Source organism: Pseudomonas sp. JDS08PS003 (assembly GCF_045013505.1).
In the GTDB taxonomy this organism is placed as follows: domain Bacteria; phylum Pseudomonadota; class Gammaproteobacteria; order Pseudomonadales; family Pseudomonadaceae; genus Aquipseudomonas; species Aquipseudomonas protegens_B.
In genome coordinates this window covers 4,992,686-5,013,913 of the sequence record NZ_CP120724.1, presented here as the reverse complement: position 1 = coordinate 5,013,913, position 21,228 = coordinate 4,992,686, and the positions used below count along the sequence as shown (strand labels likewise).

Sequence of the window (21,228 nt, the reverse complement as noted above, 5' to 3'; positions counted from 1 at the left end):
GTAGTACATGCAAGCTTTAATCGACTCGGTAGGCACGCTTTCTTCCAAGGAAAGAAGAGCCCTGGCGATTTTGCTTAAAGAAAAGGGCATCAACCTCTTTGGTATCGCTCCTATCTGCAGCCGCGGCGCCGACGAGGCGCCGGTTCTCTCCTATACCCAGGAAAGCCAGTGGTTCCTTTGGCAGCTGGAACCCGAAAGCACCGCCTACCACATCACCACGGCGCTGCGCTTGACCGGAGAGCTGGACCTCGACGCGCTGCGCCATGCATTCGATACCCTGATTGCCCGGCATGAAACCCTGCGCACTACCTTTTCCGAAGACGATGGCACGGCGGTGCAGGTGGTCCATCCACCGGCGCCGCTGGACATCGAGGTCATCGAACTGCACGCCGGCGGCCTGTCCTATGAGGCCCAGGTCCATGCCCTCACCGACAGCAAGAGCCAGCCACCCTTCGATCTGCGCAATGGCCCGCTGCTGCGGGCCAAATTGCTGCGGGTGGCAGCAGACGAGCATGTGCTGGTCCTGACCCAGCACCACATCGTTTCCGATGGCTGGTCGATGGGGGTGATGGTCGACGAGCTGATCCAGCTCTATGCCGGCTACCGCCTGGGACGCACGATCAACCTGCCGGACTTGCCGATTCAATACGCCGACTATGCCAACTGGCAGCGCCAGTGGATGGATGCCGGCGAGCGTGAGCGGCAACTGGGCTACTGGCTGGAGCAACTGGCTGGGGAGCAACCCTTGCTGATGCTGCCGCTGGACCACTCGCGCCCGCCGATCCAGAGCTATCGTGGGGCGCTGTTGGATATTCCCTTGCCGGAAGAGCTGCGCCTGGGCCTCAAACAACTGGCACAGCGTGAAGGGGCGACCCTGTTCATGTTGCTGCTGGCCTCGTTCCAGGTGCTGTTGCACCGTTACAGCGGCCAGGCGGACATCCGCGTCGGCGTGCCGACCGCCAACCGCAACCGGGTGGAGACCGAGCGCCTGATCGGCTTCTTCGTCAATACCCAGGTGTTCAAGGCCGAGGTCGACGGGCAGCTGGGCTTCAATGATTTCCTGCAGCAGGTCAAGCAGACCGCGCTGATGGCTCAGTCCCATCAGGACTTGCCTTTCGAACAGTTGGTGGAAGCCCTGCGCCCCGAGCGCAGCCTGAGCCACAGCCCGCTGTTCCAGGCGATGTTCAACCACCAGACCGCGGTCAAGAAAGGTGGGCAGAGCCAGCGTTTGGACGACCTGAGCATCGAGACCTTGAGCTGGCAGGGGCGTGCCGCGCAGTTCGACCTGACCCTGGACACCTTCGAATCCGAGGATGGCCTCTGGGCCTCCCTGACCTACGCCACCGACCTGTTCGAGGCCTCCACCATCGAGCGTCTGGCCCAGTCCTGGGTGCAGTTGCTGCAGGGCATCGTCCAGCAGCCGCGCCAGCGCCTGGGAGACCTGCCGCTGCTGGGCGCTGCCGAGCAGCACCAGTTGCTGCACGAGTGGGCCCCGGCCACCGGTGAGTTCCCCAGCGATGGTTGCGTGCAGCAGTTGGTGGAAGCACAAGCACTGAAAACCCCGGAGGCCGAAGCCCTGCTGTTTGCCGGCCAGCGCCTGAGCTACGGAGAGCTCAATGCCCGAGCCAACCGCCTGGCGCACAAGCTGATCGAGCTGGGCGTGGGGCCTGAAGTGCGGGTCGGCGTGGCCTTGCAGCGCACCCCGGAAATGGTCGTGGCGCTGCTGGCGGTGCTCAAGGCCGGCGGCGCCTATGTGCCCTTGGACCCGGATTATCCCCAGGACCGTCTAGCCCACATGCTGCGCGACAGTCAGGCGCAGATCCTGCTGACCGAAAGCGCCTTGCTGTCGCTGCTGCCGTCCGTGGAATCCCTGCAGACCCTGCAACTGGATGCCCAGCCGGGCTGGCTGGATGGCTACTCGACAGACGACCCGGCGCCACGCGCGACCCCGGACAATCTGGCCTATGTGATCTACACCTCCGGTTCCACCGGCCTGCCCAAGGGCGTGGCGATTGCCCATCGCAACGTGCTGGCATTGATCGATTGGTCGAGCCGGGTGTACAGCACTGAAGACCTGCAAGGGGTGCTGGCCTCCACCTCGATCTGCTTCGACCTGTCGGTGTGGGAGCTGTTCGTCACCTTGTCCAGCGGCGGTTCCATCGTCCTGGCCCGCAACGCCCTGGAGCTGCCGGAGCTGGCAGACCGCGACCGGGTGCGCTTGATCAACACCGTGCCCTCGGCGATTGCCGCGCTGCAGCGCAGCGGGCAGATTCCGCCCAGCGTACGGATCATCAACCTGGCGGGGGAGCCGCTGAAACAGGCCCTGGTGGACAGCCTCTACCAACAGCCGGGGCTGGTGCATGTCTACGACCTGTACGGCCCATCGGAAGACACCACCTACTCGACCTACACCCGGCGCGAGGCCGGCGGTCAGGCGAATATCGGCCGGGCCATCAGCAATACCCAGAGCTACATCCTCAGCCCGGACCTGCAACCGGTACCGCTGGGCAGTGCCGGTGAGCTGTACCTGGCCGGTGCCGGGGTCACCCGTGGCTACCTGGCACGCCCGGCGTTGACCGCCGAGAAGTTCGTGCCCAATCCGTTCTCCAGCGACGGTGGCCGGGTGTATCGCACCGGCGACCTGACCCGTTACCGCGCCGATGGGGTGATCGAATACATCGGTCGCATCGACCATCAGGTGAAGATCCGCGGCTTCCGTATCGAGCTGGGGGAAATCGAAGCGCGGCTGGTGCAGCAAGCAGCCGTGCGCGAGGCTTTCGTCCTGGCCCACGAGGGTGACAACGGCCAGCAACTGGTGGCCTACATTGTGCCGAGCGACGCGGCAATGGCCGTCGCCGGGGATGCCCAGGCCACCCTGCGCGAGAACATCAAGAGTGCACTCAAGGAACATGTGCCGGACTACATGGTGCCGGCGTACTTGCTATTCCTCGAAGCATTGCCCCTGACCCCCAACGGCAAGCTCGACCGCAAGGCCCTGCCCAAGGTCGATGCCCAGCAGATGCAGCAGGTCTATGTGGCGCCGCAGAGCGAGCTGGAACAGCAGATCGCGGCGATCTGGGCCGATGTGCTGAAGCTCGAACAGGTCGGTGCCACCGACAACTTCTTCGAACTGGGCGGTGATTCGATCATCTCGATCCAGGTGGTCAGCCGCGCGCGGCAGGCCGGTATCCGCTTCACCCCGCGGGATCTGTTCCAGTACCAGACGGTACAGGGGCTGGCGGCAGTGGCCGAGCAGGGTGAAGGCGGGGTGCAGATCGACCAGGGCCCGGTGCATGGCGCGACTGCGCTGCTGCCGGTGCAGCAGTGGTTCTTCGAGCTGCCCATGAGCGAGCGTCATCACTGGAACCAGTCAGTGCTGCTCAAACCGTCCCAGCCGCTGTGTGCCGAAGTGGTAGAGAGCGCCTTGCAGGCGCTGCGGGTGCAGCATGACGCCTTGCGGTTGCAGTTCCGCCAGGAGGCTGATGGCTGGTCGGCGCGTTTTGCCGATGCCAGCCAGCGGCCGGAGCTGCTCTGGCGGGTTGCGGTGGATAGCGCCCAGGCCATGGAGCAGTCGGCGATCGAGGCGCAGCGCAGCCTGAACCTGCAGGACGGGCCGCTGCTGCGGGCCGTGCTGTTCAGCCTGGAGGACGGCAGCCAGCGTCTGTTGCTGGTGATCCACCACCTGGTGGTGGACGGCGTGTCCTGGCGGATCCTGCTGGAGGATCTGCAACTGGCCCACACTCAACTCAGCGCCGGCCAGCCCCTGGCGTTGCCGGCCAAGACCAGCTCGACCCAGGCCTGGGCCGAGCAGATGCAGACCTATGCCCAAGGTGCAGCGCTGCAGGAAGAACTCAAGTACTGGCAGGCCCAGTTGCAGGGCGTCGAGTCGAACCTGCCGCAGGATCGCCCGGTCACCGAGTTGCAGAACCAGCACGCCAGCAACCTGAGCTCACGCCTGGACAAGGCCCATACCCAGCGCCTGCTGCAGGACGCCCCGGCGGCCTACCGCACCCAGATCAACGATTTGCTGCTCACCGCCCTGGCCCGGGTCATCACCCGCTGGACCGGCGAAGCCAGTGCCCTGGTGCAACTGGAAGGCCACGGCCGCGAAGACCTGTTCGACAGCATCGACCTGACCCGCACCGTGGGTTGGTTCACCAGCATGTTCCCGGTGAAGCTCACGCCCCAGGCGTCCCTGGCCGACTCGATCAAGTTCATCAAGGAACAACTGCGGGCGGTGCCGAACAAGGGCATCGGCTTTGGCGCCCTGCGTTACCTGGGGGATGCTCAGGCGCAGCAGGCCCTGGCAGCCCTGGCCGTGCCGCGTATTACCTTCAACTACCTGGGCCAGTTCGACGGCAGTTTCGACGAGCAGGATTCCCTGTTCAAACCCAGCGGCGAAGCCAAGGGCGACGACCAGAGCCCGCTGGCCCCGCTGAGCAACTGGCTGAGCCTGGATGGCCAGGTCTATGGCGGCGAGTTGAGCCTGAGTTGGACCTTCAGCCAGCAGATGTTCGATACCGCCACCGTGCAGCGGCTGGCCGACGACTATGCCGAGGAGCTCAAGGCGCTGGTGGCGCATTGCTGCACACCGGAGCAGGCGGGCGCGACCCCGTCGGACTTCCCGCTGGCGGGCCTGAACCAGCAGCAACTGGATCGCCTGCCGGTGTCGATGGCCGGTGTCGAAGACCTCTACCCCCTGTCGCCGATGCAACAGGGCATGCTGTTCCATACCCTCTACGAACAGGCGGCGGGCGACTACATCAACCAGCTGCGGGTAGACGTGGATGGCCTCGATCCGCTGCGCTTCCAGCAGGCCTGGCAGGCGGCCCTCGATCGGCATGACATCCTGCGCACCGGCTTTATCTGGCAGGGCGAGGTGTCGACGCCGCTGCAAGTGGTGCACAAGCACATTGCCCTGGACTGCACCGAACATGACTGGCGCGGCCAGCCGCAGCAGCAGAAAGCCCTGGATACCCTGGCCACCGCCGAGCGCCAGCGTGGCTTCGAGCTGGATGCCGTGCCCTTGTTGCGCCTGACCCTGGTGCGTATCGACGAGCAGCGCTACCACCTGATCTACACCAACCATCACATCCTGATGGACGGCTGGAGCAACTCGCAGTTGCTCGGCGAAGTGCTGCAACGTTATGCCGGTCAGTTGCCCAGCCACGCTCCGGGCCGCTACCGGGACTACATCGCCTGGCTGCAACGCCAGGATGCCCAGGCCTGTGAAAAGTTCTGGAAAGAACAACTGCAGACGCTGGATGAACCGACCCGCCTGACCCAGGCGCTGTCCCGGGTCGCGGACATTGCGGCCGGCACCGGCCACGGCAAGCACCATCGCGAGCTGGACCTGGCACAGACGGCTCGGCTTGGCGAATTTGCCCGGCAGCAGAAGGTCACGGTCAACACCCTGGTGCAGGCAGCGTGGCTGCTGTTGCTGCAACGTTGCACCGGGCAGGACAGCGTGGTGTTCGGCGCCACGGTAGCGGGGCGCCCGGCGGAGCTCAAAGGCATCGAGCAGCAGGTGGGCCTGTTCATCAACACCTTGCCAGTGGTGGCCACGCCGCGCCCGGACATGACCGTGAGCCAATGGCTGCAAGCGGTGCAGAGCCGCAACCTGGCGCTGCGCGACTATGAATACACGCCGCTGTACGAAGTGCAGCGCTGGGCCGGGCTGGGTGGGGATGCGCTGTTCGACAACATCCTGGTGTTCGAGAACTACCCGGTGTCCGAGGCCCTGGAAAAAGGCGCTCCGGCGCAACTGCGCTTTGGCGCGGTGGGCAACCACGAGCAGACCAACTACCCACTGACCGTCGCGGTGAATCTGGGGGCGAGCCTGTCGTTCGAGTTCATCTATGCCCGTGAATCTTTCTCCGAACCTTCAATGGTGCAGTTGGGCGGGCACTTGCAGGGCCTGTTGCTGAGCCTGATGGAGCATCCACAGACTGGGCTGGGTGAGTTGCCATTGCTGACGCAGGACGAGCAGCGCCGCATTCGCCAGGATTGGGACCACACCGATGTGGTCTACCCGACCCACCGTTTTGTCCATCAGCTGTTCGCCGATCAGGCGGCCAAGGCCCCGGATGCGCCGGCGGTGTTCTTCGCCGAGCAGCGCCTGAGCTACCGCGAGCTGGATATTCAGGCCAACCAACTGGCGCACAAGCTGATCGAACTGGGAGTGGGCCCGGAAGTGCGGGTGGCCATCGCCATGCCGCGCTGCGCGGAAATCATGGTGGCCTTCCTTGCCGTGCTCAAGGCCGGTGGGGTCTATGTACCGCTGGATATCGAATACCCCCAGGACCGTCTGCGCTACATGATGCAGGACAGCGGCGCGTGGCTGCTGCTGACCCAGAGCCATCTGCTGGATCGCTTGCCGATCCCCGATGGCCTGCCGACCTTGTCGGTGGAGCGGGCCGCGGATTTTGCCGGCTATCCCGCCAGTGCCCCGCAGGTGGAGCTGGCCGAGGAAAACCTCGCCTATGTGATCTACACCTCCGGCTCCACCGGCTTGCCCAAGGGCGTGGCGGTGTCCCATGGGCCGCTGGCGATGCACAGCCTGGCCACCGGTGAGCGTTATGAAATGAGCCCGGCGGATTGTGAGCTGCACTTCATGTCCTTCGCCTTCGACGGCTCCCATGAAGGCTGGATGCACCCGCTGATCTACGGCGCCAGCGTGCTGATCCGCGACGATAGTTTGTGGTCGCCGGAATTCACCTACGAACAGATGCATCGCTACGGCGTCACCGTCGGTGTGTTCCCGCCGGTGTACCTGCAACAACTGGCGGTACACGCCGAGCGCGACGGCAATCCGCCGGCGGTGCGGGTCTACTGCTTCGGCGGCGATGCAGTGCCCCAGGCCAGTTACGATTTGGCGTGGCGAGTGCTGCGGCCCAAGTACATCTTCAACGGCTACGGCCCGACCGAAACTGTGGTTACGCCGTTGATCTGGAAGGCCAAGGCGGGCGATCCGTGCGATGCGGCCTATGCGCCTATCGGCAATATCGTCGGCAATCGCAGCGCCTATGTGGCCGATGCCAACCTCAACCTGTTACCGGTTGGCGTGGCCGGCGAGTTGTACCTGGGCGGCCTGGGCGTGGCCCGGGGTTACCTGGATCGACCTGGGCTGACAGCGGAACGCTTTATCCCTGACCCCTACAGCACCACCGGTGCCCGGCTGTACCGCAGCGGCGACCTGACCCGCTATCGCACCGATGGCTTGGTGGAGTACGTAGGCCGTGTCGACCATCAGGTGAAGGTGCGGGGTTTCCGTATCGAACTGGGCGAGATCGAAGCGCGCCTGTTGGAACAGGACCCGGTGCTGGAAGTGGCGGTGATCGCCCAGCCAGGGCCGAGTGGCCAGCAGCTGGTGGGCTACATCGTGCCGGTGGACGCCGAGGTGGCGTTGAGCAACGAGCGCCAGGCGCAGTTGCGCGAAAGCATCAAGGCTCGCCTGCGGGAAAGCCTGCCGGACTACATGGTGCCGACTTACCTGCTGTTCCTCGAAGCACTGCCGCTGACACCGAATGGCAAGCTGGACCGCAAGTCGCTGCCGAAAGTCGATGCGCAGTTGATGCAGCAGACCTACGTGGCGCCGCAGAACCCGCTGGAACAACAGATCGCGGCGATCTGGGCCGATGTGCTGAAACTTGAACAGGTGGGCGTCACCGACAACTTCTTCGAGCTCGGGGGCGACTCGATCATCTCGATCCAGGTGGTCAGCCGTGCGCGGCAGGCCGGTATCCGCTTCACCCCCAAGGACCTGTTCCAGCACCAGACGGTGCAAGGGCTGGCCACGGTGGCGGAGCAGGGCGAGGGCGGGTTGCAGATCGACCAGGGTCCGGTGCGTGGCGAAATGGCGCTGCTGCCGATCCAGCAGTGGTTCTTCGACACCCCGGTACCGGAGCGTCATCACTGGAACCAGTCGGTGCTGCTCAAGCCGCTACAGGCGCTGCAAGCCCAGACCCTGGAAAGCGCATTACAGGCCCTGACGGTGCAGCACGATGCCCTGCGCCTGCGTTTTACCGAACATCAGGGCATGTGGAGCGCAGCCTTTGCCGACGCCGATGAGTCGGTGCAACTGCTGTGGCAGGCCAATGTGGTCGACGCCCAGGCGTTGCAGCAGTTTGCCGAGCAGGCCCAGCGCAGTCTCGACCTGCAGGCCGGCCCGTTGTTGCGTGGCGTGCTGTTCACCCTGGCCGATCAGAGCCAGCGCCTGTTGCTGATCGTCCATCACCTGGTGGTGGATGGGGTGTCCTGGCGGATTCTCCTGGAGGATCTGCAAGCCCTGTTGGGCAATCAGACGCTGCCGACCAAGTCCAGCTCGACCCAGGCCTGGGCCGGGCAATTGCAAGCCTATGCCAGCAGTGCTGCGCTGCAGCAGGAGCTGGCTTACTGGCAGGCGCAACTGCAGGGTGTCGAGCCGAACCTGCCCTGTGACCATGGCCACGACGGTTTGCAGAACCAGCACGCGAGCAGTGTCGAAACCCGGCTGAGCAAGGGTGATACCCAGCGCCTGTTGCAGGACGCGCCGGCAGCCTATCGCACCCAGATCAACGATCTGCTGCTCACCGCTCTGGCCCGGGTCATTACCCGCTGGACCGGCGACAGCAGCGTCCTGGTGCAACTGGAAGGCCACGGCCGCGAAGAGCTGTTCGACGCCATCGACCTGAGCCGCACTGTGGGCTGGTTCACCAGCGTGTTCCCGGTGAAGCTGACACCGCAGCCGGCGCTGGCCGACTCGATCAAGCTCATCAAGGAACAGCTGCGGGCGGTGCCGAACAAGGGCATCGGCTTCGGTGCCTTGCGCTACCTGGGGGATGCGCAAGCACAGACAGCCCTCGCCGCACTGGCGGTGCCGCGCATCACCTTCAACTACCTGGGCCAGTTCGACGGCAGTTTCGATGAGCAGCAGGCATGGTTTGCCCCGGCCAATGAGGCCAAGGGCGACGACCAGAGCCTGCAAGCCCCCCTGGGCAACTGGCTGACCCTCAACGGTCAGGTCTATGGCGGTGAGCTGAGCCTAGGCTGGAACTTCAGCCAGGCGATGTTCGATACCACCACCATCCAGCGCCTGGCAGACGAGTATGCCCAGGAGCTCCAGGCCCTGATCGAGCATTGCAGCCAGCCCGAGCACCGTGGCGCGACGCCGTCGGACTTCCCGCTGGCCGGCTTGAACCAGCAGCAGCTGGACCGCTTGCCGCTGGCCCTGGCCAAGGTCGAAGACCTTTATCCGCTGTCGCCGATGCAGCAAGGCATGCTGTTCCACACTCTGTATCAAGAGGAGGGCGGCGACTACATCAACCAGTTGCGGGTGGACGTGGACGGGCTCGATCCCGAGCGCTTCCGCCAGGCCTGGCAGGCAACCATCGAGCGCCATGACATCCTGCGTAGCGGTTTCCTCTGGCAGGGCGAGCTGCCGGCGCCGATCCAGGTGGTGTACAAGCAGGTCAGCCTGGAGTGTGTCGAACACGATTGGCGCTCGGCGCAGCAGACCCCGCAAGCCCTGGACGCCCTGGCGGCGACCGAACGTCAACGGGGCTTCGATCTGGCCGTTGCACCTCTGTTGCGCCTGACTCTGGTGCGTACTGGCGAACAGCGCTACCACCTGATCTACACCAACCACCACATCCTGATGGATGGCTGGAGCAACTCGCAGTTGCTCGGTGAAGTACTGCAACGTTATGCCGGTCAATTGCCGCAGCACTTGACCGGGCGCTACCGCGACTACATCGCCTGGCTGCAACGCCAGGACGCAACCCTCAGTGAGCATTTCTGGAAACAGCAACTGCAGGGGCTGGATGAGCCGACCCGTCTGGCCCAGGCCATTGCTACCGGTGCACGTGCGCCGCTGGAGGAGGGGCATGGTAGCCATGGCTGCACCCTCGACGAGGTCCAGACCCGCAGCCTGGGCGAGTTTGCCCGCCAGCAGAAAGTCACGGTCAACACCCTGGTGCAGGCCGCCTGGCTGTTGCTGCTGCAACGCTGCACCGGGCAAGACACGGTGGTGTTCGGCGCCACGGTGTCCGGCCGGCCGGCGGAACTCAAGGGCGTGGAGCAGCAGATCGGCCTGTTCATCAACACCTTGCCGGTGGTGGCCGCGCCACGTCCGCAGTTGTCGGTCAGCGACTGGTTGCAGGCTGTGCAGGAGCGCAACCTGGCCCTGCGTGACTTTGAACACACGCCGCTGTACGACGTGCAGCGCTGGGCCGGCCTGGTGGGCGAGGCCCTGTTCGACAACATCCTGGTGTTCGAGAACTACCCGGTGTCCGAAGCCCTGGAGAAAGGTTCGCCGGCACAGTTGCAATTTGGCGCGGTAGGCAATCATGAGCAGACCAACTATCCGCTGACGTTGTCGGTGTTCGTCGCTGAACGCTTGTCGTTCGACTACAGCTATTCGTGCCAGCACTTCAGTGGCGCAGTGATCCGGCAACTGGCCGAGGGTCTGCAGCACCTGCTGCTGGCCATGATCGGCAACCCCGGGCAGTGCCTGGGGGATCTTTCGCTGCTCAGCGACGGGCAACGGGCAGCCGTTGAACAAGAGTCCCGCCGGGCGGCCGGGCAAGTGGGCCGAGACCTGAATATCCACCAGTTGATCGAAGCCCAGGCCGCGCGCACTCCGGATGCCGTGGCGCTGCTGTGCGCCGGTGAGCAACTGAGCTATGGCCAGTTCAACCAGCGGGCCAATCAGTTGGCCCATAAGCTGATCGAGCAGGGCGTGGGCCCGGATGTGCGGGTGGGCATCGCCGTGGAACGTGGGCTGGACATGATTGTCGGCTTGCTGGCGGTGCTCAAGGCTGGCGGCGCCTATGTGCCGCTGGACCCTGAGTACCCCCAGGAGCGCCTGCACTACATGATGCAGGACAGCGGCATCCAGTTGCTGCTGACCCAGTCGCCGCTGCTGGAGCGTTTGCAGGATGGCCTCGTGGTGCCGTACCTGTGCCTGGACCAGGCTCCCGTCTGGCTGGCCGGTATGGCGCAGGGCAACCCGCCAGAGCGCAGCAGTGCAGAAAACCTGGCCTACGTGATGTACACCTCCGGCTCCACCGGCCGGCCCAAGGGCGTAGGCATCACCCACAACGCCCTGAGCCAGCATGCACGGGCCACCGCCAGCTATTTCAACATGACGGCTACGGACCGTGGCTTGCAGTTCTCCACCTTCAACTTTGATGCCTTTGTCGAACAGCTGTACCCGGCGCTGATCCGTGGTGCTTCGGTGGTGATCCGCGGCAAGGAGCTGTGGGACAGCGAAACCTTCTACCGCGAGCTGATCGAACAAGGCATCAGCATCGTCGACTTGAGCACCGCCTACTGGTTCATGCTGGGCAAGGACTTCGCCGCCAAGGGGCCGCGGGACTTTGGCCGCCTGCGTCAGCTCAACCTGGGGGGCGAGGCCATGCCGGCGGAAGGTGTGGCCGCCTGGAAACAGGCCGGCCTGAAACACGCCTGCCTGCTCAACACCTACGGGCCGACCGAGGCCACCGTGAGTGCCACGGCCCATGACTGCGGTGCCTACCTGAAGGGGACCGAGCCGCTGCCGGCGGTGATTCCACTGGGCAAGGCCCTGCCGGGCCGCTCCATCTATTTGCTGGACAACAGCGGCAACCTGCCGCTCAACGGTGTGATTGGCGAGCTGATGATCGGTGGCGACCTGCTGGCCCGGGGTTACCACGACCGCCCAGGCCTGACTGCCGAGCGTTTCATTCCCGATCCGTTCAGCAGCGATGGTGGTCGCTTGTATCGCTCCGGTGACCTGGCCCGCTATGACGCCGAAGGCGTGATCGAGTACGCCGGGCGCATCGACCACCAGGTGAAGATCCGCGGTTTCCGTATCGAAATGGGCGAGATCGAAGCGCGGCTGCTGGAGCTGACGCAAGTACGCGAGGCGATTGTGCTGGCCCAGGACGGCGCGAGCGGGCCGCAGCTGGTGGCTTATGTGGTGCCAGCCGCGCAGGTGGCGGCCGATACGCCAGAGGCCCAGGCGCAATTGCGCGAGCAATTGAAAGCGGCCCTCAAGGAGGTGCTGCCGGACTACATGCTGCCGGCGCACCTGCTGTTCCTCGAAGCGTTGCCGCTGAGCCCCAATGGCAAGCTGGACCGCAAAGCCCTGCCCAAGGCCGACGCCAGCCAGTTGCAGCAGGCCTACAACGCTCCACAGAGCGAACTGGAACAGCAGGTCGCCGCCCTCTGGAGCCAGGTGCTGGGCGTCGATCAGGTGGGTCTGGACGACAACTTCTTCGAGCTGGGTGGGCACTCCCTGGATGCATTGCGCCTGATCGGCGCCATCAACCAGGCACTGGCTGTGCAACTGAGCATCAATGCCCTGTTCACGGCGCCGACCGTGGGGCAACTGGCTGGCGTGATCGCAGCCGGTCAGGCCGACAGTGCACAGAACGTCATCGCCCTGGGCGGCTCCGGCCAGCCGCTGTTCTGCTTCCACCCGGCGGGGGGCAGCGTGTATGGCTACCTGCCGTTGGCGGCGCAGTTGCGCGACCGTTGTGCGGTGTATGGCGTGCTGCACCAGGCCTATCTGCAAGCCGACTGGAGCGAGGTTTCATGGCTGGCGATGATCGAGCGCTATGTCGCCAGCATCCGTCAGGTACAGCCGAGCGGTCCCTACTATCTGGCGGGCTGGTCCCTGGGCGGGTCCATTGCCATGGACGTGGCCAGCGAACTGGAGGCGGCAGGAGAGACGGTACGCTTCCTCGGCCTGCTCGACCCGACGCCGCCCCAGGGCACCGGGGATGACCTGGTTCAAAGGCAGGAGGCGCCGGTCACCGTGACAGCCGAGTCCGAGTGGCGGGCGATCATCGACAAGCTCTGCCAGCAGTTCCCGGGCAGTGCAGGGATGATCGAGAGCCGCTTGACGCGCGAAGCCGAGCTCGACTGGCAGAGCATCCATGGCTGGGTGGCCGGCAATATCCCCCTGGCTCCCGGCGAGCTGGATCGGGTGGTGGGGCTGTTCAAGGCCGAGTTCGACGCCTCGCTGGTCAGCGCTGTGTTCAATGACTTGAGCGCCTTGTCTGCGGCCTATGCCTATCGCCCCCTGCGGGTTGCGCCACGGCTATGGTGGTCCAGTGACTACACTCCGGAGCAGATCCAGGTCCTGGAGCAGGCCATGGGTTGCGAGGTGCAGGGTGGTGAGATCGCCGCTTCACGCCATATCGAGGTCCGCCATGAAGCCATGGTGGACAGCACTGCCTTGCTGGAAAGCTTCAGAGAGCAGTTGTCGATCTGCTTGAACTGAGTGGTCAGCAAAGGCCTGGGCCGGCAACGGTCCAGGCCTTTGTCGTTTGCGCCATAAGCAAATCAACGGCCCGCCATCGCTCTGTAGGCGCTGGCTTGCCAGCGAATGTGCGCAGGCCTGGAGGGCGCTTTCGCCGGCAAGCCGGCTCCTACGGGGACTTAGGTGGGACGGGTGGGGAATTCATCGTGTTGCAGGAGCTGGCTTGCCCGCGAATGTGCGCAGGCCTGGAGGGCGCTTTCGCCGGCAAGCCGGCTCCTACGGGGGCGTAGGTGGGACGGGTGGGGAATTCATCGCGTTGTAGGAGCTGGCTTGCCAGCGAAGGTGCGCCAGTCTTAAGGGCGCCCTCGCCGGAAAGCCGGCTCCTACAGGGGGAGGGGGTGTTTCACAGAGACCAGCTGACTGTGACCATGGCGTTGCGCGGGTCGCCGTAGAGGCTGGTGCCGTAGTCGGTGTTGGTGCCGATGCTCTGGTAGTAGCGCTTGTCGAACAGGTTGTTGACGTTGAGGCGAATGTTCACATTCTCCGAGGCCTTGTAGCTGGTCATCAGGTCCACCAGGGCATAGGACTTCTGTTCGATGCGGTAGTCGAAGGTGCTCAGGTAGTTGTTGGTGCCCTTGTTGTAGATGGTGTTCTGGCCATAGATCCCGCCACCAATGGTCCAGCGGTTCAGGTCGCCGGGCAGTTGGTAGGTGGTGAAGGCCTTGAACACGCTGCGCGGGATGTCGGTGTCGAACAGGCGGCCGACGTTGGCTTCGTTGGAGTCCTTGGTGTACTTGACCGAGGCATAGGTGTAGCCCGCCCCCAGTTCCCAGCCCGGGGCCAGGGTGCCGTTGATTTCCAGCTCGATACCTTCGCTGCGCACCTGGCCTGCGGCTTCGTAGCAGGCGGTGCCGGGGCTGCACAGGTCGGGGTGGAGTGCCTTGGCGCGGTTTTCCTGGTCGATGCGGAAGATCGCCGCGCTGGCATTCAGGCTGCCGTCGAAGTACTCGCCCTTGATGCCCAGTTCGTAGTTCTTGCCTTCGATGGGCTTGAGGGCGCTGTTGGACGCGTCGAGCTCGGTCTGCGGCTTGAAGATATCGGTGTAGCTGACATAGACCGAGTGGTGCTGGTCCAGGTCATAGATGGCCCCGGCATAGCGGGTCAGGTGGCGTGTCACTTTGTTCGGCAGGCTGGAGGCCGAAGGCTTGCCGTTCCAGGTGGTGGTCACGTCGTAGTCGTACCAGTCCAGGCGGCCGCCAAGGATCAGCTTCAGGTCATCGGTGATGCTCAGCCGAGTGGTGATGTAGGTACCTTCCAGCTGGCTGGTACGGCGTTGGGTCCAGGGGTTGGCACTCATGTCCGGTTTGGGAATGCCGCTGGGTTTGTAGATGTTGGTGTGGGTCTCAAGGTCGATGGGCAGGCCCTTGCCTTTGAACGTCAGGTCGCGCCGGCTGGCGCCCACCACCAGTTCATGGGTACGCCCGAACAGGGAGAAGGGACCGGTGACGTAGCCGTCGTAGCTGTTTTGCTGGTCTTCGTAGTCGTAGCGACCGATATTCTGGCCGAACTCATCGTAGTTGGCGCCCATGCGTTCCGGAATGGAGCCGAGCATGTTCAGGTCCGACCAGCTCTTGCTGGCGGACAGGAGCATTTTCCAGCTATTGGCGAAACGGTATTCCAGGCGGCTGAACGCTGTGGTGTTGTTCTGATCCCAGTACTCCCACTTGCTGCCCAGGTAGCTAGAACGCTTCAGGTGCAGGTCGCTGCCGTCGGCTGCAACCGGCAGGCCACCCCAGGAAGTGTTGTTTCTGCCGCTCTGGTTGGAGGCGCCAAAAGTGAAGGTGGTGTCTTCGTTCAGGTCGGCTTCGGTAATGCCATAGAACACCGAACGTTCGGAACTGACGAAGTCCTGGAAGCTGTCCTTGCTCTGGTAGGCGGTGACCACCCGGCCTCGTAGGGTGCCACTTTCGTTGAGGGCGTTGGAGGCGTCGATCTCGGTACGGTAGTTGTCCCAGCTGCCGGCACTGCCGGTGACGGTGACCCGCGGGGTGGCGGTCGGGCGCTTGCGCACCATGTTGATCGCTGCCGACGGGTTACCCGCGCCCTGCATCATCCCGGTGGCGCCACGCACCACTTCCACATGGTCGAAGATCGCCATGTCAGCCGAGGAGTTCATGTCCCGGCTCAGGTAGTGGGACAAATCGTTGGGCAAGCCATCGGTCATCAGGTTTTCGACGGCAAAGCCACGGGAATAGAAGGTCGGCCGCTGCGGACCGTCCTTGGTGATGGAAATGCCGGGGGTAGCCTTGAGCACATCCTCCAGGGATTTCATGTTCTGGTCGTCCATGCGCTGGCGGGTGATGACCGTGACCGACTGCGGGGTTTCCCGGGCCGTCAGCGACAGCTTGCTGGCGGTCTGCATGGCCCCGGTGGTGTAGGAGCCGGTGTCCTCGGTGGTGGTGCCCAGGCCCTGGCCGCTGATGGTGCTGGTCCCCAGTTCCAGCGAGCCGTTGCCACCATGGTTGCGGATGGTGACCGAGTTGTCCTTGAGGGTGTAGGCCACCCCGGTGCCATTGAGCATGGCCGCGATGGCCCGCTCCGGCGAATAGCTGCCGCTGAGGGCGTTGCTGCGCTTGCCTTGCACATCGTCAGGGTTGTAGAGCACCTGCATATTGGCCTGGCGCCCGAACTCCTGCAGGGCCGCAGACATGGACTGCGAGACGATGTTGAAATGGATTTCCTGGGCCTGGACCTGAGCCATCAGTGGCAGGGTCAGGGCCAGGCCCAGGGCGCGGGAAGCCAGTTTTGGCGAGAACGCCTGGCGAAGCAGCGCTTTCGTCAAAGGGGTCAGTCGGTGTTGTGCGGGCATGCTCATATGCTCTTATAAATCCGGCAGATGTAATGACTGTTAATGGTATTAATTCTCAGTTCTATCTGTATGACGCATCAGCTGCCATAAACCGGAAACAATCACGCCGGTTGCAGTTCAGTCAGGACTCGTCCGGCCTTCATGCGCACCAACTGATCGGCAATGTCGAAGTAGCGATCGTCGTGGCTGATCACGATGATGGTCTTGCCCAGGCGTTTGAGATCGGGCAGCAGCTCGGTGTAGAAAATCCGCCGGAAGGCCGGGTCCTGGTCGGCGGCCCATTCGTCGAATACCAGCACCGGGCGTTCTTCCAGCCAGGCATTGACCAGGGCCAGGCGCTTGCGCTGGCCGGTGGACAGGTCGGTGGTGGTGAAGGCGCCATCCTTGACGCTGACCTTGTGGGCAATTTCCAGGCGGTTCAGGTACTGGGTGGCGACATCCAGCGACTTGCCGGCGTTGCCCTGGACCAGGTCGTCGAACAGGTAGTAGTCGGCAAATACCGTGGTGAACAACTGCCGGTAGTCATCCCGGGCCCGGTCGGTCACTGCTTCGCCGTTGAGACGGATTTCCCCGGACTGAGGCTGGTACAGGCCCAGCAACAGTTTGATCAGGGTGGTCTTGCCGCAGCCGTTCTCGCCGACGATGAAGACGATGTCGCCCTGCTTGATGTTCAGGTTGATCGGGCCCAGGTGGAACGGTTCGCTGCCTTCTACCGGTGGTGGGCTGTAGCGCACTTCGCGCAGTTCCAGGCTGTGCACCACCGCTTGCGGCGCTTCGCTGTCGTCCATCAGCAGATGCGGCTCGGGAGAGGAGAAGCGTTCGGACAGTTCGCTGATCCGGGCGAAGGCGATCTTTGCCTTGCCGACGATGGGCAGGTAGCCGACCACGTGCTCCAGGGGGCCCTTCATGTACAGCAGCACCAGCACGAAGCCGGTGATCACCGCGGGGTCCGGGTTCGGGTAGTAGGCCTGCATGGCCAGGGCCAGGCCGATGACCACGAAGAACAGCATCGAGCCGAAGCTCTTGGCCAGGATGTAGATGTTCACCGAACGCACCTGGATATCGCTGATGCGATCCGCGGTTCTCTGGATGCGCTGGGTGTTCATGCGAAAGCGCCGGGGCCGGTGGATACGCAGTTCCTTGGCACCGGAGGCGATCGCGTTGTAGTAGCGCTGCAGCTCGTCCTCATGGTCGCGAGCTTCATCGAAGCCCTTGATGCCCTTGCCGCCGGCCACCAACTGCACACTGGTGCCGATGATGATGGCCACCACCATCATCAGGAACATCGGCACCGAGAGGTACGCCAGGTAGCCCAGGCAACCCAGGGTGACGGTAGTGGCGATGGCCAGGGGAGTGAAGGCGAAAGAGAAGTCGCTGATGGTGTCGACGTCGTGGGTCAGCACCGGGATCAGGCGGTGGGAGCGATAGCGCTCGATCTGGGTGATGGGCGCCGAAAGTACTTTTTCACCCAGGTCCTTGCGCAGCGCAGCAATGATCCGTTGTCCCACATAGTTGGTGCCGATGTCCGAGACGATGGAACTGATCAGGGCCAGCACGCACAGGGCGGCGAAGGTCAGGACCACGCCCTGGGTCATGCCGGTCGCCGAGTGCAGGGCGTTGTTGATGGTGGCCAGCAACAGGGTGATGGCCAGGCCGCCGGCCATGCCCAGGGCAACGGAGATCACCACGATGGTGCGAAAGGGCCTGAGCAATGCGAGCAGACCGTTGAAGGCGCCGCGCTTGGGGTCGGTCATAAGTACTTCCCAGAGAGTGGATAGAGGGTCGTAGCACGCAGACCCTTACCCCTGACAAACGAAGCGCCGACGCCAGTATTTAGCTCGGCATGCCAGCCTCGCGGGCACTGCGGATAAATTGCCCTGCCTGTGGTTCGTTCTTGTTCTGTGGGCGCACGTGTATCGACGCAGTGCCTGAACCATTGAGCGAGAGCGAGCAAATGACAAAGAAGAATCTGGTGTATGTCTGGTCCCTGCGAAATGCCGCCGCCGACAAGGCCGGGCAGCCGGTGGCCTACAAGGACCACGAGCGCTATATGAAATCGGTGCTGGAATTTCTGGTTCAGACGCTGAACCAGACGCCCCTGGGCGAGGCCTACGAACTGGTGGGCGTGGTCTACGACGATGACGAGCAGTCGCCACGGGACCAGCAGCTGGTCAGCGACTACGGCTTTGCCTACCAGCCGGGCCGCCAGTGGCTGTACCCGGCGGACCTGGAAGTGCAGGGCAAGCGGGTCAACGACTTGCTGCTGAGCGTGCCGTCCACCTATCGTCGCCATCCCCGCGGCAGTGCCGAACACATCGCCGGCAAGCGGGATTTCGAACGTCGCCTGCACGACACTCTGGTGGAACTCAAAGCCGATATCGTGGTGCTCGACGGCCTGCTGGTGATCCTCGATGAGCTGGTACGCCCGGGAGCGCCTTTCGCCCGGCGGATCATGAACATCCACCCGGGCATCACCCGCATCGAGTCGCCCTATGAGCGTCGCGGAGCCTATGCCACCTGGAATGCCCTGTACGGCGCCCGTGGGCAGAAAGTAGTGGATTGGGCGACGAAGGAAATCGAGCCGACCGAGCCGTTATACCTGACCGGGGCGTCGTTCCACTACGTGGACAACGGTATCGACTCCGGCGAGGTGCTGCATGACGTGCTCAACACCGAAATCGGCCCCGAGGACACCATCCTCGAACTGCGCTGGAACAACTTCAACAACAGCCTGTTCCCGGCCTTGCGCCAGGGCCTGTGGCTGATGCTGGAGAATCTTCGTCAGGCTCAGGCCGGCAAGTCCCGGGACGTCGCCTGATACTGTCAGTGGCCCGGTGCGGTTGTTGCGCCGGGCCGCTGTTCATCGGGGTGTCTACTTGTGGCTGGCGCCGGGCTGTTCCAGCTCACGCACGACTCGGAAGCTCAGCCAGTCGCCGCGCACTTCGCGCTTGCGGCTGTTGCGGTTGCCCGAACGCGAGAATACCGGTGCCTCGCCCCAGTCGTTGCCGCGGATCTGGGCGTCCAGGCACACCCCTTCCGACTCTTCCATCCATGCCCGGCCATCGGCAGGCGCGCCTGCATAGTCCGGGTGCCAGCAATCGGCGACCCACTCATAGGTATTGCCGTGCATGTCGTACATGCCGAAGGCATTGGGCGGATAGCTGCCCACCGGGGCGGTGAAGCTGAAGCCGTCCTTGGGGCCGTAGGTGTTGGCGTGCTGGGTGATCTGGTACTGGCCTTCCTCATCGAAAGGGAAGGGGAAGGAGCCGGTGCTGCCGGCGCGTGCGGCATATTCGCGTTCCGCCTCGCTGACCATGCGGTAGTGCTTGCCGGTTTTCTTCGACAGCCACTGGGTATAGGCCTGCACGTCGGCGTAGTCGACGCAGACCGCCGGCTGGCGCGGCCCCTGTTCATAGCGTGGCTTGCTGGCCTGGCACAGGCGGCCGGGGCGGTCGTCGCCGTCCTTGATCACAGTGCCGGTTTCGCGGATGTAGGCGTCAAGCTCGGCGGCGGTCACGTGGAAACGGCTCATGGCGAAGGCTTTCTTGAAGGTCACGGTGTGCTGCGGGCCTTCATCGGGCTCGCGGCCCACTTCGTCTTCCGGGGTGCCCATGACAAAGCTGCCGACAGGCAGGACTACCATTTCCGGGCAGTTCTTGCAGTCCTTGAACACGCTGCCGGGCTTGGGAGGTTCTACCGCGTGGGCGTTGAGGCTGATCAGGCAACCGGCCAGGGCGGCCAGGGAGGAGTAGGCGACGGGTTTCATCAGTCAATAGCCTTGTGCAATGTGAGTTCAGGGGGCCAACGGCTCAGGCGGTCTTGCTGCTGCGCAGGCGTTTGCCCAGCAGGTCCATGGTCCGGTCGATATCCGCCTCGCTGTTGAGCAGGCCGGGGGCCATGCGCACTACCGGCCCGGCATCACGGTCTACTGCGTCCACCAGGATGCGGTTCTCGATCAGCCAGGCGGCGGTGGCATCGGTGTCCAGGTTCTGGCCACGGAAGAAGGTGAAGCCGGCGGAATGCTCCGGGCTCAGGGGCGTGACCAGTTCGATGCCTGGGTGCTCCTGCAGGCGCTGCTTGAGGTAGCTGTTGAGTTCATGGATTCGCGACTGGATGTTGGCCTTGCCCAGCTGCATGTGCAGGTCGAAGGCCTGGTCCACGGCCCAGCGGTGCTCGAAGCTGTGGTAGCCACCGGGGGTCATGGTGGTGGCGAAGTTCTGGTTTTCGGAGAAGGTCGCCACCATCGGCGTCAGGTGCTCGAGTTGTTCCGAGCGCGAGCAGAAGATCCCGGTGCCGCGCGGGCCGAACATCCATTTGTGGGTGCCGGCGACGAAGAAGTCGCAGTTCAGGTCGGCGAAGGTGATGTTCTCCACCCCCAGCCCGTGCACGCCATCGACGCAGTAGAGAATCCGCTCGTGCTCATCGCGATTGCGGTTGTGCTGGTCCACCAGCTTGCCGATCTCGCCGATCGGCAGTTTCACGCCGCTGCCCGACTGCACCCAGGTCATGCCCAGTACGCGGGTGTTGGCGCGGATGTTGCGATCGATGTTGCCCAGCACTTCGTCGGTGGACATCCGGTGGGGCGACTTGAACAGTTCGATGGTGCGCACCTGGGTGCCGTCGCGCTGGGTGCGGTACTTCAGCGCGTTGCGGGTCGAGTAGTGCTCGTGAATCGTGGTCAGGATCTCCTGTCCGGGGCGCACGTGGATGCCGCCATACATCAGGGCCAGGCCTTCTGTGGTGCTGCCGGTCAAGGCCACCTGGCCGGGCTTGATCTGCAGGTAGCGGCCGACACTTTCGCGCACCTGGGCCTCGCGCTGCCAGGTGTACTGGGTGTCGTAGTCCATGGCCAGGGCCGGGTTGCGATCGAGCACTGCCCGGTACTTTTCGATGGCCTCGCGCACCGGCCTCGGGTGCGAGGTGATCAGGAAGTTGGAAAGGTGTACGTAATCCGGGTCAAGGTCGAACAATTGGCGCAGTTGGGTCCATTGTGCGGTGCTCACGGCCACGGTCGACGGCGTGGCACTGTCGCCCCGGGCCTGGCTGATGGCGAGGTTGCCCAGGGGCAGGGCGGCGGCCAACAGGCCTGCTTGTTTGAGGAATGTCCGACGATTGGTCACAGGAAGGCTCGTGG

At 64.0% G+C, this 21,228-nt stretch carries 6 protein-coding genes; 2 read left to right on the top strand and 4 right to left on the bottom strand.

Going from position 1 to position 21,228, the window contains the following annotated elements; translation table 11 throughout:
* The first annotated feature begins 7 nt into the window (after positions 1 to 7).
* A complete protein-coding gene (locus P7C00_RS22130) occupies positions 8 to 13,246 on the top strand; it encodes a non-ribosomal peptide synthase/polyketide synthase (RefSeq protein WP_404937375.1) in 13,239 nt (4,412 codons plus the stop codon).
* 382 nt (positions 13,247 to 13,628) lie between these two features.
* On the opposite strand, the gene P7C00_RS22125 is transcribed toward P7C00_RS22130, so the two are convergent.
* Together P7C00_RS22125 and P7C00_RS22120 are read right to left on the bottom strand one after the other, a co-directional pair.
* Positions 13,629 to 16,100: a TonB-dependent siderophore receptor gene (locus P7C00_RS22125; protein WP_404937374.1), complete on the bottom strand. Its 2,472-nt coding sequence runs from the start codon at positions 16,098 to 16,100 to the stop codon at positions 13,629 to 13,631.
* 95 nt (positions 16,101 to 16,195) lie between these two features.
* Positions 16,196 to 17,848, bottom strand: a complete 1,653-nt coding sequence (locus P7C00_RS22120; RefSeq protein WP_402886800.1) for a cyclic peptide export ABC transporter — start codon at positions 17,846 to 17,848, stop codon at positions 16,196 to 16,198.
* 200 nt (positions 17,849 to 18,048) lie between these two features.
* Between P7C00_RS22120 and P7C00_RS22115 the strand changes: the two genes are divergently transcribed.
* Positions 18,049 to 18,912 (top strand): formyltransferase family protein, encoded by an 864-nt coding sequence (locus P7C00_RS22115; protein WP_404937373.1) that lies wholly within the window; start codon positions 18,049 to 18,051, stop codon positions 18,910 to 18,912.
* 54 nt (positions 18,913 to 18,966) lie between these two features.
* Here P7C00_RS22115 and P7C00_RS22110 read toward each other — a convergent pair whose 3' ends face one another.
* Together P7C00_RS22110 and P7C00_RS22105 are read right to left on the bottom strand one after the other, a co-directional pair.
* Positions 18,967 to 19,860, bottom strand: a complete 894-nt coding sequence (locus tag P7C00_RS22110) for a formylglycine-generating enzyme family protein (RefSeq protein WP_404937372.1) — start codon at positions 19,858 to 19,860, stop codon at positions 18,967 to 18,969.
* A 43-nt stretch (positions 19,861 to 19,903) separates the two neighbouring features.
* Positions 19,904 to 21,214 (bottom strand): aminotransferase class V-fold PLP-dependent enzyme, encoded by a 1,311-nt coding sequence (locus P7C00_RS22105; protein ID WP_404937371.1) that lies wholly within the window; start codon positions 21,212 to 21,214, stop codon positions 19,904 to 19,906.
* Positions 21,215 to 21,228 lie beyond the last annotated feature (14 nt).

Coding starts and splice junctions, on each gene's coding strand:
- P7C00_RS22130 (WP_404937375.1), top strand. CDS start 8: ATGCAAGCTTTAATCGACTCGGTAGGCACGCTTTCTTCCAAGGAAAGA.
- P7C00_RS22125 (WP_404937374.1), bottom strand. CDS start 16,100: ATGAGCATGCCCGCACAACACCGACTGACCCCTTTGACGAAAGCGCTG.
- P7C00_RS22120 (WP_402886800.1), bottom strand. CDS start 17,848: ATGACCGACCCCAAGCGCGGCGCCTTCAACGGTCTGCTCGCATTGCTC.
- P7C00_RS22115 (WP_404937373.1), top strand. CDS start 18,049: ATGACAAAGAAGAATCTGGTGTATGTCTGGTCCCTGCGAAATGCCGCC.
- P7C00_RS22110 (WP_404937372.1), bottom strand. CDS start 19,860: ATGAAACCCGTCGCCTACTCCTCCCTGGCCGCCCTGGCCGGTTGCCTG.